We start from the raw sequence: 18281 nt of genomic DNA, 5'->3' as shown, positions 1-18281 counted from the left end.
GGGGTGGGGAAGAATCCCCTCTCCCTTTTTTCAATGCTCGTGAATAAAAAGGAGGTTCGTTTTGCCATGAACAAAAAATCGATTAAAGATGTTGAATTGCAAGGCAAACGCGTTTTCTGCCGCGTCGACTTCAATGTTCCGTTAAAAGACGGCTATGTAACGGATGACACAAGGATCCGCGCTGCCCTTCCAACGATCAAATATTTGGTGGAAAACGGCGCGAAAGTCATTCTTGCCAGCCACCTCGGCCGTCCTAAGGGCCAGGTTGTTGAAGAACTGCGCCTTACGCCGGTTGCAAAACGCCTGAGTGAACTGCTTGGAAAAGACGTCAAAAAAGCAAATGAAGCTTACGGCGAATCGGTTAAGGCGGAAATCAGCAAAATGAATAATGGCGACATATTGTTGCTTGAAAACGTCCGTTTCTACCCGGGTGAAGAAAAAAATGACCCGGAACTGGCAAAGGAATTTGCATCTTTGGCTGAGCTGTATGTAAACGACGCATTCGGCGCTGCCCACCGTGCCCATGCATCAACAGAAGGGATTGCCCATCACTTGCCTGCAGTATCCGGCTTTTTAATGCAAAAAGAACTCGATGTGCTCGGCAAAGCATTGTCCAATCCGGAACGCCCTTTTACTGCCATTATCGGCGGCGCGAAAGTCAAAGACAAAATCGGCGTCATCGACAATTTGCTGGATAAAGTCGACAACCTGATCATCGGTGGCGGCCTTGCTTATACGTTCGTCAAAGCACAAGGCCATGAAATCGGCAAATCGCTGCTTGAAGAAGACAAAATTGACCTTGCAAAATCTTTTATGGCAAAGGCGAAAGAAAAAGGCGTCAACTTCTATATGCCGGTTGATGCGGTCGTAGCAGACGAATTCTCCGAAACGGCCAACAAAAAAGAAGTAGCAATTGAAGAAATTCCGGCTGACTGGCAGGCACTTGACATCGGCCCGAAAACGGTTGAACTGTATGCCAAAGTCATCAAAGAATCGAAACTCGTCATTTGGAACGGACCGATGGGCGTATTCGAAATGGACGCGTATGCCAACGGGACAAAAGGCGTTGCAGAAGCGCTCGCGGCTGCAACCGGCACTTACAGCATCATCGGCGGCGGCGACTCTGCGGCAGCTGTTGAAAAATTCCATCTGGCAGAAAAAATGGACCATATTTCAACGGGCGGCGGCGCATCGCTTGAATTTATGGAAGGGAAAACACTTCCAGGCGTTGCAGCTTTAAATGACAAATAATTTTATCAGGAAAGGGAGTGTCCTTATTGCGTAAACCGATCATTGCGGGGAACTGGAAAATGAATAAAACCTTGCCGGAAGCGCTGGCTTTTGTCGAAGAGGTAAAACATTCGGTACCTGGCGAATCTGTTGTCGACAGCGTCATCTGTGCGCCTGCGCTCTTTTTGGAACGCCTGGTGGAAGCAACAAAAGGCACCCGCGTAAAAATTGGCGCCCAAAACATGCACTATGAAGAAAGCGGTGCTTTTACAGGCGAGATCAGCCCGGTTGCACTCGCGGATTTGCATGTTGAATATGTCATCCTGGGACACTCTGAACGCCGTGAAATGTTTAATGAAACGGATGAAGCAGTCAATAAGAAAGTGAAAGCTGCTTTTGCCCATCATTTAACACCAATCGTATGCGTGGGAGAAACACTGGCACAACGGGAAAACAATGAAACAAAACAAATCGTCGGTTCACAGGTAAAAGCTGCTTTTTCCGGGCTTTCCGGCGACGAGGCAAAACAGGTTGTCGTTGCCTATGAACCTATCTGGGCAATCGGAACAGGCAAATCTTCGACTGCCGAAGATGCCAACGAAGTTTGTGCCTATATCCGCAGTGTGATCGCGGACCAATTCAGCCAGGATGTTGCTGACAGTGTCCGAATTCAATACGGCGGCAGTGTAAAACCTGGCAACATTAAAGAATTCATGGAACAACCGGATATTGACGGTGCATTAGTGGGCGGCGCAAGCCTTGACCCGCAATCTTATTTGCAATTATTGGAGGCGGTAAGCCATGAGTAAAGCACCTGTGGCATTAATCATCTTAGACGGCTTCGGCTGCCGGAAAGAAACATACGGCAATGCTGTAGCCCAAGCAAAAAAACCAAATTTTGACCGTTACTGGAAAGAGTTCCCGCACAATCAGCTCGGCGCAAGCGGCGAATCCGTCGGCCTTCCTGATGGCCAGATGGGGAACTCGGAAGTCGGCCATACAAACATCGGTGCAGGGCGTATCGTTTACCAAAATCTGACGCGCATAGACATGTCGATCAAAGAAGGCGAGTTTGAAAAGAACGAAACCTTCCTCGGCGCGGTTGAAAATGTGAAAAAACACGGGACAAGCCTCCACTTATTCGGCTTGTTGTCGGACGGCGGCGTGCACAGCCATATCCGCCATATGTTCGCGCTGTTGAAATTCGCAGCCGATCAAGGTGTGAAAAAAGTATACGTCCATGCATTCCTTGATGGCCGTGACGTGGGCCCGAAAACAGCGGAAAAATACATCAAAGCAACGGAAGAAAAATTTAAAGAGTACGGCGTTGGCGAATTTGCAACGATTACCGGCCGTTACTATTCCATGGACCGTGACAAGCGCTGGGACCGTGTGGAAAAAGCGTACCGTGCCATGGCATACGGCGAAGGCCCGAAATATCCGAACCCAATGGCGGTGATTGAAGATTCCTATAAAAACGGGATCTTTGATGAATTCGTTATTCCTTCTGTGATTACAAAAGAAGACGGCTCACCGGTGGCAACGGTTCAGGACCATGATTCGGTCATTTTCTACAACTTCCGCCCGGACCGTGCCATCCAAATTTCAAATGCTTTTACGAATGAAGATTACCGTGCATTTGACCGCGGCCCGAATCATCCGAAAGATTTGTACTTCGTCTGCATGACGCATTTTTCGGAAACGGTCAAAGGCTATGTTGCCTTCAAACCGGTCAGCCTTGACAATACAATCGGCGAAGTATTGGCACAGCACGGGTTAAAACAGCTGCGGATTGCAGAAACTGAAAAATATCCGCATGTGACGTTCTTTATGAACGGCGGGCGTGATGAACCATTTCCGGGGGAAGAAAGAATTTTAATCCATTCCCCTAAAGTGGCAACATATGACTTGAAACCGGAAATGAGCGCCTATGAAGTAACGGATGCTTTGCTGGAGCAAATCCGGAATGACAAACAAGATGCCATCATTTTGAACTTTGCAAACCCGGATATGGTTGGCCACTCCGGCATGCTGGAACCAACCATTAAAGCGATCGAAGCTGTCGATGAATGCCTCGGCAAAGTAGTGGACCTGATCCTTGAAAAAGGCGGCTATGCCATTATCACGGCTGACCACGGTAACTCGGATGAAGTGCTGACACCGGAAGGCAAGCCGATGACAACCCATACGACAAATCCGGTTCCGGTCATCATTACGAAAAAAGGCGTTGAAGTGCGTGACGGCGGCATCCTTGCCGACCTGGCACCGACCATGCTTGATCTGTTGAACATTGAAAAACCGAAAGAAATGACAGGCACAAGCCTGATTAAAAAATGACCCTGTACGGGGAAGCCTGATAAAAGGAAAATCCGGCCAAATGCGGTGAAAGTGACGCCCTGAAAACGGGAGCGCCATGCCTGAATGGTGCTTGGGGCATGGAAAGGGATGACACCCGGGGGTATGCCGGGAAAATTTGCCGCGGACATGCCCTTAGCGCCATGCCTGGAAAGTACCGCTTTGTACGATTTGAATGACGAATGGTACAATGAATATCTGCAAAAAGCATCTGAATGAGCTAAAGGCTCAATCAGTAGTGGTGTTGGACACGCCAACAGTGTATACGTTCAACGGACATCCGTTCATTGCGTAGAACTGGAAACTTGCCATTTTAATGGCGGGTAGTTCACAAAGTGATGAAAACCCCCATTTATGCATTGAAAAAGGAGAGATAAGAAGATGTCTTTAATATCTGATGTTTATGCACGCGAAGTATTGGATTCGCGCGGCAACCCAACTGTTGAAGTAGAAGTTTACACAGAAGACGGCGGTTTCGGCCGCGCATTGGTGCCAAGCGGTGCCTCTACAGGTGAATACGAAGCGGTTGAACTCCGTGACAACGATAAAAGCCGTTTCCTCGGTAAAGGTGTCGAAACAGCTGTTAAAAATGTAAACGACACGATCGCTGAAGCCATTATCGGCCGTTACGATGTGTTTGACCAAGTCGGCATTGACAAAGCAATGATCGAACTGGACGGCACACCGAACAAAGGCAAACTTGGCGCAAATGCCATCCTTGGCGTTTCCCTTGCTGTTGCCCGTGCTGCAGCAAACGAATTGGATTTGCCTTTGTACAAATACCTTGGTGGATTCAACGCAAAACAACTGCCTGTTCCAATGATGAACATCTTAAACGGCGGTGCGCATGCTGACAACAACGTGGACATTCAAGAATTCATGATCATGCCTGCCGGCGCTCCGACTTTCAAGGAAGCGTTGCGCATGGGTGCTGAAATTTTCCACAACCTGCGTTCTGTTTTGAAAGCAAAAGGTTATAATACTGCTGTCGGGGACGAAGGCGGTTTTGCACCAAACTTGAAATCGAATGAAGAAGCCCTTTCTACCATTATTGAAGCCATCGAAAAAGCCGGCTACAAACCAGGCGAACAAGTTTTGCTTGCAATGGACGTTGCATCTTCCGAAATTTACAGCGACGAAGACCATAAATACCATTTAGCCGGCGAAGGCAAAGCTTTGACTGCTGAAGAAATGGTCAACTGGTATGAAGAATTAATTTCGAAATACCCAATCATCTCCATTGAAGACGGTTTGGATGAAAATGACTGGGAAGGCTTCAAAATGTTAACAGAACGCCTTGGCAAGAAAGTCCAATTGGTGGGCGATGACCTGTTCGTAACCAATACTGAAAAACTTGCCCGTGGTATTGAAGAAGGCATTAGCAACTCCATTCTGATCAAAGTAAACCAAATTGGTACTTTGACGGAAACTTTCAATGCGATTGAAATGGCAAAACGTGCAGGCTATACTGCAATTGTTTCCCACCGTTCTGGCGAAACAGAAGACAGCACCATTGCGGACATCGCCGTTGCAACAAACGCCGGCCAAATCAAAACAGGTGCGCCATCCCGTACCGACCGCGTAGCAAAATACAACCAATTGCTCCGCATCGAAGACGAACTGGCTGAAACAGCCGAGTTCCTTGGCAAAAAAACTTTCTACAACTTGAAAAAATAATTGGTTTTGGTACGCTGCCCGGTGAGAGCCGGGCAGTTTTTGATTGTATGGGAAAACGGGGACCCGGAACCCAAAAAACGTCCTTCATCACCGGACCCCTAAAAGACCAAACGGGGGCCGGATCAGGAAGACGCTGTTCCTTTTCGGACAATTGTTCCAATGTAGTTGAACCCCGCTCCCCAATATGGTACACTCAAGATAAGGTATTGCCCGTCTCAGGAGGTGTGCAGTTGTGCATACATTGTTATTAACGTTACTAATCATCGATTCAATTCTGTTGATTGCAGTCATTCTGCTCCAGCCCGGGAAAAGCACGGGATTGTCCGGCGCCATTTCCGGCGGTGCTGAACAGCTTTTCGGGAAACAAAAAGTGCGCGGTATTGACCTGATCTTACACAGGATTACGATTGTGCTCGCTGTTTTATTTTTCCTGCTGGCCATCGGACTTGCATATGTAAACCTATAAGGGTATGCAAATCAGGCAACTTTTCAGAAGCCTTATCCGCACATGCCTGTAAACTTTAAGACACCCATCCCGGTCCCAAAATCCAGGCCGGGTATTTTTATGCGGATTGCTGGCAATTCCGAAACGTCTTTGTTACAAATAAAATGAACAAAGGCCCCAAAGAAAAACAGCAGGAAAGAGGCGTTTTTTACGGATGATGAGAATTGTACCACCCAAACCGTTTTTATTTGAAGCCGGCAAGAGGGCTGTACTGCTTTTGCACGGATTTACCGGAAGCAGCGCCGATGTCAGGATGCTCGGGCGCTTCCTTGAAAAAAAAGGATACACTTGCCATGCGCCGCAATATAAAGGGCACGGGGTACCGCCTGAAAATCTTTTGCATACGGGCCCAAGCGACTGGTGGCAGGATGTCATGAACGGCTACCAGTTATTGAAAGAAAAAGGGTATCATGAAATTGCAGTGGCCGGATTGTCACTGGGCGGGGTATTTTCCTTAAAATTGGGTTACACTGTACCTGTAAAGGGAATTATCACCATGTGCGCGCCCATGTACATAAAAAGCGAGCAAACGATGTATGAAGGCGTGGTTGCGTATGCCCGCAAATATAAACAGTTCGAAGGGAAAAGCGAAGCGCAGATCGAACAGGAAATGCGGGAATTTAAAAAAACGCCGATGCATACGCTGCAATCGCTGCAAGAGCTTATTCAGGATGTGCGCAACCATGTCGATCACATTTATGCGCCTATTTTTGTCGTACAAGCGCGCCATGATGAAATGATCCGTCCGGAAAGCGCCAATATTATTTATTCAGAAGTGGAAACAGACCATAAGCAACTCAAATGGTATGAGAACTCCGGCCATGTCATTACACTCGATGGCGAAAAAGACCAACTTCACGAAGATGTATACACATTTCTGGAGTCGCTTGACTGGTCGGTTTAAAATTTTCCCGAAAAAGGGGGGAAATAAATGGAACAAGACCAACTACAGCAAGATGTTGAAAAAATTTTATCTTATATGAAAGAAGAGACGTACAAGCCGCTGACGGTTCAGGAACTGGAAAAAGCGTTCGGCATTGACGATTCTTCCGAGTTCAAAGCATTTGTAAAAGTGCTCGTTTATATGGAGGAAAAAGGCCTCATTGTCCGCACGCGAAGCAACCGTTACGGCCTGCCGGAAAAAATGAATCTCGTACGCGGGAAACTGATCGGCCACCCGAAAGGCTTTGCTTTTGTCGCACCCGATGAACCCGGGATGGACGACATTTTTATCCCGCCGCATGAAACGAACCATGCATTAAATGGAGACACCGTTATTGTCCGTGTGTCCACCAAAAGCTCAGGCCAGCGCCAGGAAGGAACCGTTGTGCGCATTCTTGAGCGCGGCCAGACAGAACTTGTCGGCACATACGTCGAAAGCAAACATTTCGGATTTGTCGTACCCGATGACAAACGGTTCGGCAGCGATATTTTTATTCCGAAAACAGCAAACGGCGGTGCTGTCGAAGGCCATAAAGTGATTGTCCATATTACCGCCTATCCGGAAGGCACGAAAAATGCGGAAGGCGAAATCATCAAAATTCTCGGCCATAAAAATGATCCCGGTGTCGATATCTTGTCGATTATCCATCAGTACGGGCTGCCCCAGGCATTTCCGGATGAAGTGCTCGAACAGGCAAACCGGGTGCCGGAAGAAATTGATGAGAACGAGATTGGCAGCCGCCGTGATTTGCGCGGGGAAATGATTGTAACGATTGACGGGGCCGATGCAAAAGACCTCGATGATGCCGTTACCGTGAAAAAACTGGCAAACGGCCATTACAAGCTCGGCGTCCATATCGCAGATGTTAGCCATTATGTACGGGAAGGATCACCGATTGACCGTGAAGCATTTGAACGCGGGACGAGCGTGTACCTTGTTGACCGCGTCATCCCGATGATCCCGCACCGTTTATCAAACGGCATCTGTTCCCTGAATCCGCAAGTCAACCGGTTTACGCTGTCATGCGAAATGGAAATTGATGAAACAGGCCACGTTGTCCATCATGAAATTTTTGAAAGCATCATCAAAACGACCGCGCGGATGACGTATGCGGACGTTAACAAAATCCTTGTTGACCGCGACGAAGCGCTCAGAAAACATTATGAACCACTCGTTCCAATGTTTGAGCAAATGGCCGAACTTGCGGAGATTTTGCGCAAAAAAAGGATGGAGCGCGGCGCCATTGATTTTGATTTTAAAGAAGCAAAAGTCATTGTCGATGAAAATGGCAAACCCACGGATGTTGTGCTGCGGGAGCGGTCGGTTGCGGAAAAACTGATCGAAGAATTTATGCTCGCTGCCAACGAAACGGTTGCCGAACATTTTTACTGGCTGGACGTGCCGTTTATTTATCGGATCCACGAAGAGCCGAAAGCGGAGAAACTGCAGCGGTTCTTTGAATTTATTACCAACTTCGGCCTGATTGTGCGCGGCACAGCCAATTCAGTGCATCCGCGCGCGCTGCAGGAAATCATTGATACGGTTTCCGGGCGGCCTGAGGAAATGGTCGTGTCGACGGTCATGCTGCGGTCGATGCAGCAGGCGAAGTACGATCCGGAATGCATTGGCCACTTCGGCTTATCAACGAAATTTTACACACATTTCACCTCGCCGATCCGCCGTTATCCGGACCTGATTGTCCACCGGTTGATCCGCGCTTATTTGATCAGCGGAAAATTGGATGAAAAGACAAAAGAAAAATGGAAAGCATTGCTGCCGGAAATTGCGGACCATGCCTCGAAAATGGAACGCCGGGCAGTAGAAGCTGAACGGGATACGGATGAGCTGAAAAAGGCCGAATTTATGGAAGACAAAATTGGGGAAGAGTTCGACGGGATTATCAGCTCGGTTACGAATTTCGGCATGTTTGTCGAACTGCCGAACACCATTGAAGGGCTTGTCCATGTCAGCTATATGACAGATGACTATTACCATTACAATGAGCGGCAATATGCCATGATCGGCGAGCGGACAGGAAATGTATTCCGCATTGGCGATGAAATCCGCGTCCGCGTGCTCAATGTGAACAAAGACGAACACAATATTGATTTTGAAATTGTCGGCATGAAAAACAACCGCCGCGAAAAAACGGAAGAACGCCCGAAAAAGATCGTCAAAGTGCGCGGCGCCCATTCTGCCCGGCCGCAAAAAACGCGCCATGCCGGCGAAGACTGGGCGACAAGGCCGCCGAAAAAGAAAAAGAAAAAAGCAAATCGAAGGTAACCGGATTTTTCCGGGAACCTTCACCGGAGGGGAAACGAAATGCCAAAAGGCGAAGGGAAAGTGCTGGCGCAAAATAAGAAAGCAAGCCACGATTATTTTATCGAAGAAACATATGAAGCAGGCATTGTCCTGCAGGGGACAGAAATCAAATCGATCCGGGCCGGCCGCGTAAATTTGCGCGACTCGTTTGCCCGTGTGGAAAAAGGGGAAGTCTTTGTCTACGGGATGCACATTAGCCCGTATGAGCAAGGGAACCGGTACAATCATGACCCGCTTCGCCCGCGGAAAATTTTGCTGCACAAGAAAGAAATTGACCGACTGGCCGGTGTGACAAAAGAAAAGGGTTATGCTTTAATCCCACTCAAAATCTATATTAAAAATGGGTATGCAAAAGTGCTGCTCGGCGTCGCCCGCGGGAAAAAGAATTATGACAAGCGCGAATCCTTGAAGAGGAAAGAAGCCGCCCGCGAGATTGAACGCGCCTTTAAAGCCCGCCAGCACTAAAAAAACAGTATGGCGGCTCCTCTGAACGAAAAAAAGGGAAGGCGCCGGATAGAAGATTTGCGCGCTTCCCTTAAGAAATGGCTTTTTTCAATCGTGGGAGAGAGGCCTGCCGGGTTCCGCCTTGCCAATGCTCCAACCGTTGCGTTCATTTGTTATTTCTGTCTGGTGCGGGCCGGCCATCCTTCAATCAATGGCGGCTCCGATTCTCTCGGCTATTGTTCGCTATCATTCTTCCCGCCCTTTTTCCAATCCTGTTTTATACCCGCGATCAAAGTAGGAATTTGGCAGCTTCAATACTTGTTCCGCTTCATCCGGGTCCAGCATTTTAATGTTTTCCATTACTTTCGCCTCCTCTTTTTCGTTCAGTTTTAAATAGAAATCAAAGAAACCAAATCGCATACTTCCTTTATTTCAATTCTTTTTGTTCTTGTCCGGTATTATGAAATGCTAAAAAATTGCTTTTTAACATGTTTATTACAAAGAGACTCGATCCGATGGCCCAAAGCAGCACAAATGGAGCCAACCACCAGCCCGTTAATTACAGGCAAATCCAGAACGCCCAAATATCCAAAAAACCGGAAAAAGGGAAATGCCAGAAGAGGCCAAAGTTGAAACCTGCCAACATGCCGAAAAAGAAACCAGTTAAATGTGTTGCTTTTTTTGGCTTTTTCACCCCCAATGATGCCAATCTCCGGTTAATGGATACCGACTTGTTAAAGGCTTGCCAGAGGGAGAAGCAGTAAACGGCAGGAAAAAATCCCCTACTCGGGATGGAACAGTTCACCGGCTAGGCTGAAATTTCCTTTGAACGCAATTTAAGCCGACAGATTGAGGTTCGAACCGAAATTGATGGCTGCCGTCCAAAGCATGATCAAAAGCCCGATGAAATAATCACCGTTGTAAAGCTGTCCGAATCCGGGAAAAGCAACCGACCACAGCACGGCAGAAAAAGGGGACTTATACAGTTTTCTTTCATCCATTCTTTTCACCTATGAGGTATTGTATGTGTTTTCTTCTTCTGCCATACTGCCGGGAAAAACTTGGCTCATACGGAAAAACTGAACAATTGCATCTTGCAGGATTCATGTTATAATAGTATGTGCAGGCCAGTTATATGTAAAATCTGCAGCGCCCTTTTTATATCGGGGACGTTACGGATTCGACAGGGATAGATCGAGCTCAGGCTGCGAGCCGGGGGGCCGTCCCCGTAAAAACGCAACGCCTAAAAATAACTGGCAAATCTAACACTAAACTCGCTTTAGCTGCCTAATAAGCACTAAGCGGATCCTCCCTCCATCGCCCATGTGGTAGGGTAAGGGTCTCAAATTCAGTGGGATACGCCGGCTGTCCTCCGCCTGGGGACGAAGGAAGAGACCAATCAGGCTAGCGCACCGGACGCCCGCTGGCAGGCAGATGGCTGCGCGAAACGCAAATATGCCGGCTACGCTCGTAGACGCCTGAGTGGCGATATCTCTGGACGTGGGTTCGACTCCCACCGTCTCCATTTTAAAAATTGGAAAGATGATACTGTTGAAAGTCCGTGAACCCTTGATATGGCTGGGTTTGCGGGCTTTTTGCTTTTGTGGGGAATAAGAAACCTGAATCCGTGACGAAAATATAACAAACGCCGTTAATAGGTAGATTTCCCAAGAGTAAGGATATAGTGGTGTCCGACTATTCGATAAATGCACTTTTAGTGATTCAGTATGTAAAAATTTCCCTAGATCACCTGAATGTGGAATGAATTTAATTTGTCTGATATACCAATTATACTAAATTTTATGCGATTTGTTTGCCTTTAAGCGGAAATTTCGTCACGGATTCAGGTTTCATCTTGAAGGACTTGGCATACTTTTCTTCGGCCATCCACCAAGGAATCATTTCAGCAAGACGGACCCAGCGATTTTCTTTATTTAGTTTCCCACCGAATGGTAGAAAAAAATCATCTACAAAAGTTAATTGATGTTCGGTCTTTTTGTACATCGTAACAGCCTCCAAGTGCAAGGTTTTTTACGTGTTTCCTTTGAAATCCTTACACTTTATATTCGACAAAAGTAGCCAAAATCCTTGTCAAATCTGGAATTTTTGCTTATTCAGCAAGCCCTAGATACTTTACTCAAGCTTTACACTTAAACATCACCCATTCATGCTTGGCGTACTTGCTTTTTTATAGGGAATGATTTAAAAAAGCATTCTTTTTTTGGTGCTGAACAACTTGCAGCCAAAGGAAAGGAATGCTTTTTAGCTATGGAATGGCAAAAACTGTTGTGCCCCCAAACCTTTCTCTCGTGATCTCGCGGAAATGTTCCGGTACAAATTGTTTAATTCTCCGGTTGCAGCGGATAAATATCTTCTCTCCATCCAGTCAATCCTAATTGTCCGGTAAAACTTTGGACTTTGGAGCGGTATTTGGCAATTTTGCTTTGATCGATCCCTTTCAAACAGACAAACTAGAACCCGGTATAGGTATATAGACTCATTATGAAAGATTGTTCACTATTTTTTTCAAATTCGGGATAAAATTTACTGGATTTATTGATTATAATTGTGTTTGATACATAGAACAAAAGGAGGAGACAGATTGCGAAGATTGATTTTTTTCGGGGGTGCGGGCTTTCTGTTGCTGTTCGTGCTAAGTTTTGCGAAGCCTGCTTCAGCCGCCTCGTCCACCATGTATACGTGGACGCCGTCAAAGCTCTATAAAACGGCGTCTGGCGCGGCTTACTCCGGCAATATGAACAGCGGCACAGCGGTAACTGTCTACAGCAAATCGGGCAAGCGCTATAAGGTGAAGACAGGTGGGAAAACAGGTTACATTTATGCTTATAACCTGACAAGCAGCAAAGTGAAAAAAGAGGACTATTTTGGTTCGAAAATTTATAAACAGGCGGCAGGCGGCCCGTACGTTGCTTCCGTGCCGGCTGGGAAGATGATGTATATCAAAATGGAAGCAACGAAAAACGGCATGTATCTGGCCCACGTAATCGGAACCGGGTACAGCGGCTATGTTGACAAAACCCATTTTATCAAGCCGGTTGTAAAATATACGTGGATGCCGTCTAAATTATACACATCCGCAACCGGCAATTCGTATAAAAAGACGATTAAAGATGGGCAAAAAGTATCGGTTTTTAACGGGTCGCACGGCCGTTACCAAGTAAAAGCAGGCAGCAGTTCCGGATATATTTACGCGAATAACTTAACCGGCACGCTGGCGAAGAAAACGGTCTATGTTTCTTCCAAACTGTATACCACTTCGTCCCATACAAAGTATACGGCTGTCATCAGGCCGAATAAGCAGGTATATGTGAAAGAAAGCACCCAAAATATGTCCCATGTCTGCGTTGTTGGGACAGCCCAAAGCGGCTGGATTTATACGAGCCACTTCACAAAACCTGCACCGGCAGCGGGCGGAACAACCAGCACGCCGAAGGCAACGGCAGGGACAAGCCAAACGGGGTCTTCCACAGCGGGCGGGACAACGACGGGAACAGCAACCGGCAGCACGTCTGGATCTGCGTCCAGCATAACAGGGGCTGCCGCAGCAACAAGCGGCACAACCGCAACGACCACAACAGGCAACACTGGATCGGGTTCCGCATCCGCAACGGGCAACACTGGATCGGGTTCCGCATCCGCAACGACCGCAACGGGCAACACTGGATCGGGTTCCGCATCCGCAACGACCGCAACGGGCAAGACCGGATCGAGTTCCGCGTCCGGGACGACTGCAACGAGCAACACTGGATCGGGTTCCGCATCCGGGACGACTGCAACGAGCAACACTGGATCGGGTTCCGTATCCGGGACGGCTGCAACAGGCAGTACCGGAGCAGCCGCTGCGTCTGCCACGACGGCAAAGGGACTGGATGTCAGCCATTATCAAACATTGACACAGAGTAGTTTTAACCTTATGAAAAGACAGGGCTACAGTTTTGTCATCCTGAAAGCAACGGAAGGAACCGGGTATACGGACTCTAAGTTTTATACATATTATAAGTATGCCAGAAACGCCGGCTTGTCGGTCCATGCTTATCATATGATCGGCAATTCCACTACGGATCCCGCACAGCATATTGCAGAAGCCAAGCATTTTTATCAAGTGCTGGCCCAAACAAAGGCGAGCACCGGCTATGCTTTTACAGGTTACGCTTTCGAAGATATAGAACCTACCGGGACGAATAGCATGACAACAACTTGGTGGGCAAATGCGGCCCCGGCCTGTGCCGGCTATTTCTTAAATGAAATGCAGGCGCTCGGGCAGGCGAAAGTGGGTATTTATGCCGGCTACTTTAATTGGAACAGCTATCTTGAGGGCCATACAGATACTTGGCCCGGCAATACCAAAATTTGGCTGGCACGATATAACACCACGCTCGGTACAAATGCGGATGTTTGGCAGTACACCGAAACCGGAACCATTGATGGCATCACCGGCCATTTTGACCTTGATATCAGCTATGACCCTGATTTTTAAAAAATTTTTTCAAAAAAACGGCGAGAAGCGATTCTCGCCGTTTTGATTTTGCTTCCATCAGCATCAGGGCCCGCCTAAGGTTTGATCATAGAAATTTTCCCTGCCTGCCGGTCCAAGCCTCCACCTTGCATTCCCGTTTGTTGCCGGCTCAGGCCGATTATGCATTGTAAACTTGTCCATTCATCCGTTTTGGCCAAGCGGCTCAAGCGGGTGATCAGGCATCCACAAATTCGCGGATTTTTTTAGCTGCTTTTCTGCTTGCCCCTCCCGGCAGGACAGTAAGCCCATAGAGTAAAAGCATAAAGAAAGCACATCCAAACAGCCATCTGTACAGGTGCCGGTTTATATGGGGACCGGTAATCTGTTTTGATACGGTAAACGTAAGGTCTGTTTTTGCCATCGGTTTGCCGTTTTGGTAAAATTGGCCCCCTCCGTACAAATCCATCTGCTCAAAATGTCCGCTTGGGCCGTTCGCATGAAGGAACATCCGGGCATGCGCCGGTCCGTAGAGTTGTTCGACCCGGAGTGCATAATGCCTGTTTTCACCGGGCAAGGCTTTTTTCAAAAGAAATGCCTTATAGCCGTTTGTTTTTCGCTTATGGTTTGTAAATTTTCGTTCAAACACCATTTTTTGCCGCCCGCCGCTTTTATGCCATAAAGAAACGCGGTATGCGGCTTTACCGTGGAATCGGGCAGGCATAAAAGCGACCCGGTCGAAAGCTTTGTCTGCGATAAACGTTTGGGTAACGGTATGATGCCGGTCAACAAGCGCAACAGGTTTTCCTCTGGCCGCCTGCTGGTTGACGATATAATCCTCGTATTTTTCGGTTGTTCCTGTGAATGTTTTTTCATTCGATTTGGCGCAAACGGCGAGCAGGACAATAAGGCTTAAAACGAGCAGCCAGTTTCCTGCTGTTTGCAGTTTCCATCTTTTTTGTGCCGGCAGCCATTTTTTTGCTTCCAAGAACTGATGCATCTTTTCAAGACCCCGTGCAGCGCAAAAAATCATCAATGGCGTGAACAGGAGGGAGTAGCGCGGTTCTGCTTCCCAAATAAAAATGAAAAACAAGTAGCTGCCAAATAAGCAAATTTGCATGAGCAATTGAACGTCAAACTTTATTTTACGGAAGAACGTTAAGCCGGAAACGGCCAGCAAAAAGAGCGTTGCAATATGAAAAACCTGGATGATAAACAACAGCACTTGATTCTGGTCTCCGTAAACATAGCGGTATGCGGCGTTGTAATGGTCCATCCGCTGATTGTACTTGGCGTAGGCCTGATCGCCTTGTGAAAATGTGCGGAAGGCTTTTACCGCCCAAAGCTTGAGCAGACCGGATGTACCCCTCGTTTCGATCCGCTGTTTGATCAGTGCATAATCCGCCTGTTTTTTTGCCTGTTGGGTGGGAAGACTTTCTGACAATCTCGTATCCGCGACATTGTATCGGCCTTCATTTGAAAGGCCAAGCGCCAGCCAGTGGGTTACCGGTGCCTTGATGCTCGTGTTTTCCCGGTAGCCGAGATGGTGGTAATACGCCTCTGCTCCAAAGGTGACAGGCAAGAAAACAAGCATAATCAACGCTGCCCGCAGCACGGTTTGTTTCAGCCGGAGCGTGTAGAGCATGTAGATCAAAAGGGCAGGCAAAAGCAATACCATATTTTCCCTTAATTGGCATCCAACAGCAAGCACTGCACCAAGCAGAAAAAGGTATACCGGGCGCCCCGTACGGCTGTGGCAGTACCAAAAATACACCGCCATGGACGGAAAGGCGATCGCAAGGCTTTCTGTATAAAAATACGGGATATAAAGAAAGAGCGGCAGCCATGTGATTGTGAAAACAAGCAGTAAATTTCCCGTTTTGCGGCCGGATGTTTTCACCGCTAGCAGCCAGAGAAAAAAGATCCCAATATTCAGGAACAAAGCCGCTGCCAGCTTATCAACAATCAAAAACCAGTCCGGATTCCCAAACGCGGCATAGCGGTAAAGCAGGTAACGGGCAATGGTAATCGGCACATTATTCGGGTAGAGCTGCAAATAGTACTCATTTCCGAGCAATGTCCCGTGTTTTAATAAATACAAAGCTTCCAGATAAATATGGCCGCCATCCACCTTGGGCGGCTGCACCCCGTGAAACAGGATAAGGATCGCCGCTTCAATAGACAAAATAACGGCAAACAAAAAGGCTGCCATTCTTTTCAGCCCGTTGTCTGAAAGCCTTGCAAAAATGCGGCAACAGCCAAGATAAAACAAGATGGCGACTACAGCAAAGAGGAACAGCGCTGCCATCTGCCCGGTTGAAATATTCCATTTTCCATCAAGCAGCACGAAATGCGGGTCATTTTTTTCCGCCCACAGCGGCGCGATGAAAAAGCTGCCGATCGTGATAAGAGCGCATGATACGGTAAAAATGACACTGAAAAGACTGATGGTTATCTTTTTCACGAACATGGAGGGCTCACCTCATGGATTATCTTTCCGCGCAATCTCCATTCTCATTGCGCAAGTTGTGTGTTTGGTTAGTGGTGCATGAAAACATTCTTTTTTATCATGCCCCGCCGCCTGCACTTCGTATTCTTGCATAATTTTCCAGATTTCTCAAGGGACCAGTATAGCTGCTTATTCTGAATAAACCGTGAGAATTCAATGAAAAAACCCGCAGTTTTTTCAGCGGTACGCGGGAAATTGCGGCCAGCCGGCAGGTGTTTACGTGAAGGGTTTTCCGGGCGAAATGCCGCGCAGCACGGTTTTATCCTGAACCATCCTTTTGCCGGATTGGCCGTTTTTAAGGCGGTGAAATTCCGGCCGAAAAATGCCCGCAAAAACCCTGCAGGCGGCTTGCTGCTCAAAATACGGCCAATATTGGCAAAATACTTGTTGGAAAACACCCATCCGGTATACAATTCAATTGTTTAAAATCTGCTTTTTTGGTAAAAAACAGAATGAACTTCCCGGCAATTGCGGAAGTCTATTTATTATAAAAAGAACAGGCTTCCGGAAAAGGAGGAAGACAGCTTGGCTAAAGTGCTCATATTACCGCTTTTAAAAATGCCGTCCGGCCATCACCAGGTCGCAGAGGCGTTAATGCATAAATTGAAATGTATGGACAGTACCATTGAAATGAAAAAAGTTGATTTGATTTCCTATACGAGCGGGATGCTGGAAAAAATCGTCACGAAAATGTATTTGAATTGGATTCAAAAAGCACCGCGGACATACCAATGGGTGTACAAACATTTTATTTATGCGGATGCCGACCAGACCGCATTAATGAAACTCTATGAACTCTCTTTTATTAAGCAAATGGAAAAACTGATTGCCGAGGAAAATCCGGATCTCGTCATTTGCACGCACAGTTTTCCGTCGATGCTGCTCAGCCGGCTGAAATCAAAAGGAAAAATCGATGTCCCGGTTATCAATGCGTACACCGATTTTTTCGTCAACGGTTTGTGGGGAAAAAAAGAAATTGACATCCATTTTGTGCCGAACCAAACGATCAAAACGACGCTCATCTGTAACGGCGTGCCTGAACAAAACATTTTTGTCACCGGCATTCCGATTCATGAAGCGTTTAAAGAAAGAACGGCTTTGCGCCATACATCCCGGAAAAAAATCTTAATATCCGGCGGCAGCAGCGGCCTCGGTGATCTGTACCGCCTTCTGAAGGCATTGAAACGGGAACAGCCGGGCAGGGCCGATTATTATGTGTTATGCGGAAAAAACGAAAAATTGTATCACAAGCTGAACGGATGGGGGATGAAACATATCATCCCGGTTCCGTATATCCAGTCCAGAAAGGAAATGAGCCGGCTGTACGATGAAGCGGATGCGATCATTACAAAGCCGGGCGGTGTCACGATCAGCGAAGTGATTCAAAAAAAACTGCCGATTTTTATCCACTCCGTCCTCCCCGGCCAGGAAGAAATCAATCTTGCTTTTTTGAAACAACACGGGCTTGTCTTTGAATTGGACTTCACCAAACCGGTAGAGGAACAGGTGATGGAAATTTTGGAAGACGGGAAGCAGCTGGCCCGGTTTTACCGGCGGCTGCGCCAATACGGGAGCGAAATCGAACTCCGGGGGAAAGAATTTGATGTATTGATCCGCGGTCTGCTCGGCCGCAAAGCAAACCAAACGCCGGATAAAGTGCTGAAGGACCAGTACTTTGTTTCAACCTCTTATTGATTTTTTGCGGGCGTCTATGTTCCTGGAAGGGGCTAGCGTTCGTTTCCGGGGACTTTTATCATCATTTCCTGCCGGTGAAAACCGGGCACATGTTTCAGTCCGGCCCAAAGCTTGCATCGGCATTTTG

13 protein-coding genes, 1 other RNA gene and 1 pseudogene are annotated in these 18281 nt (G+C 47.5%); 11 read left to right on the top strand and 4 right to left on the bottom strand.

Annotation, left to right across the window (positions count from 1 at the left end; genetic code table 11):
• The first annotated feature begins 66 nt into the window (after positions 1–66).
• The 8 genes from NSU00_RS11630 (at position 67) to smpB (ending at position 9497) form a co-directional block, all read left to right on the top strand.
• Positions 67–1251: a phosphoglycerate kinase gene (locus tag NSU00_RS11630; protein ID WP_340703710.1), complete on the top strand. Its 1185-nt coding sequence runs from the start codon at positions 67–69 to the stop codon at positions 1249–1251.
• A gap of 26 nt (positions 1252–1277) precedes the next feature.
• Positions 1278–2039 (top strand): triose-phosphate isomerase, encoded by a 762-nt coding sequence (tpiA, locus tag NSU00_RS11625; RefSeq protein ID WP_340703709.1) that lies wholly within the window; start codon positions 1278–1280, stop codon positions 2037–2039.
• On the top strand, positions 2032–3567 hold the full coding sequence (gene gpmI / locus NSU00_RS11620) for a 2,3-bisphosphoglycerate-independent phosphoglycerate mutase (RefSeq protein WP_340703708.1): 1536 nt from the start codon (positions 2032–2034) through the stop codon (positions 3565–3567). The genes tpiA and gpmI overlap by 8 nt, the downstream gene beginning before the upstream one ends.
• Positions 3568–3966: 399 nt before the next feature.
• On the top strand, positions 3967–5262 hold the full coding sequence (gene eno / locus NSU00_RS11615) for a phosphopyruvate hydratase (protein WP_013860184.1): 1296 nt from the start codon (positions 3967–3969) through the stop codon (positions 5260–5262).
• 232 nt (positions 5263–5494) lie between these two features.
• The gene (gene secG / locus NSU00_RS11610) at positions 5495–5728 is read left to right on the top strand and encodes a preprotein translocase subunit SecG (RefSeq protein ID WP_017551316.1); all 234 of its coding nucleotides are present in this window, start codon (positions 5495–5497) and stop codon (positions 5726–5728) included.
• Positions 5729–5921: 193 nt separating this feature from the next.
• Complete coding sequence (locus NSU00_RS11605) at positions 5922–6671, top strand: alpha/beta hydrolase (RefSeq protein WP_340703707.1); 750 nt, start codon at positions 5922–5924, stop codon at positions 6669–6671.
• Positions 6672–6698: 27 nt separating this feature from the next.
• Positions 6699–8993: a ribonuclease R gene (gene rnr, locus NSU00_RS11600; protein ID WP_061574303.1), complete on the top strand. Its 2295-nt coding sequence runs from the start codon at positions 6699–6701 to the stop codon at positions 8991–8993.
• A 39-nt stretch (positions 8994–9032) separates the two neighbouring features.
• On the top strand, positions 9033–9497 hold the full coding sequence (smpB, locus tag NSU00_RS11595) for an SsrA-binding protein SmpB (protein ID WP_013860180.1): 465 nt from the start codon (positions 9033–9035) through the stop codon (positions 9495–9497).
• 538 nt (positions 9498–10035) lie between these two features.
• Here the strand turns inward: smpB and NSU00_RS11590 are convergent.
• A complete protein-coding gene (locus tag NSU00_RS11590; protein ID WP_155116782.1) occupies positions 10036–10176 on the bottom strand; it encodes a hypothetical protein in 141 nt (46 codons plus the stop codon).
• Positions 10177–10312: 136 nt separating this feature from the next.
• The gene (locus NSU00_RS11585; protein WP_168940077.1) at positions 10313–10477 is read right to left on the bottom strand and encodes a hypothetical protein; all 165 of its coding nucleotides are present in this window, start codon (positions 10475–10477) and stop codon (positions 10313–10315) included.
• Positions 10478–10641: 164 nt separating this feature from the next.
• On the opposite strand from NSU00_RS11585, the gene ssrA reads away from it, so the two are divergent.
• Positions 10642–11004: a transfer-messenger RNA gene (gene ssrA / locus NSU00_RS11580) on the top strand.
• 320 nt (positions 11005–11324) lie between these two features.
• On the opposite strand, the pseudogene NSU00_RS11575 reads toward ssrA, so the two are convergent.
• A pseudogene (locus tag NSU00_RS11575) lies at positions 11325–11480 on the bottom strand (IS5/IS1182 family transposase); the annotation flags it as partial.
• Positions 11481–12078: 598 nt separating this feature from the next.
• On the opposite strand from NSU00_RS11575, the gene NSU00_RS11570 reads away from it, so the two are divergent.
• Positions 12079–13974: a glycoside hydrolase family 25 protein gene (locus tag NSU00_RS11570; RefSeq protein WP_340703706.1), complete on the top strand. Its 1896-nt coding sequence runs from the start codon at positions 12079–12081 to the stop codon at positions 13972–13974.
• 214 nt (positions 13975–14188) lie between these two features.
• Here the strand turns inward: NSU00_RS11570 and NSU00_RS11565 are convergent, their stop codons facing one another.
• Positions 14189–16420 (bottom strand): glycosyltransferase family 39 protein, encoded by a 2232-nt coding sequence (locus NSU00_RS11565; RefSeq protein WP_340703705.1) that lies wholly within the window; start codon positions 16418–16420, stop codon positions 14189–14191.
• A 573-nt stretch (positions 16421–16993) separates the two neighbouring features.
• Here NSU00_RS11565 and NSU00_RS11560 point away from each other — a divergent pair.
• On the top strand, positions 16994–18154 hold the full coding sequence (locus NSU00_RS11560) for an MGDG synthase family glycosyltransferase (RefSeq protein WP_445684502.1): 1161 nt from the start codon (positions 16994–16996) through the stop codon (positions 18152–18154).
• The last annotated feature ends 127 nt before the right edge of the window (positions 18155–18281 follow it).

The organism is Weizmannia sp. FSL W8-0401, from assembly GCF_038009125.1.
GTDB classification, from domain to species: domain Bacteria; phylum Bacillota; class Bacilli; order Bacillales; family Bacillaceae_C; genus Weizmannia; species Weizmannia coagulans.
Note: the sequence above shows the minus strand (reverse complement) of the source record. Positions and strands in the feature narration are given on the sequence as shown.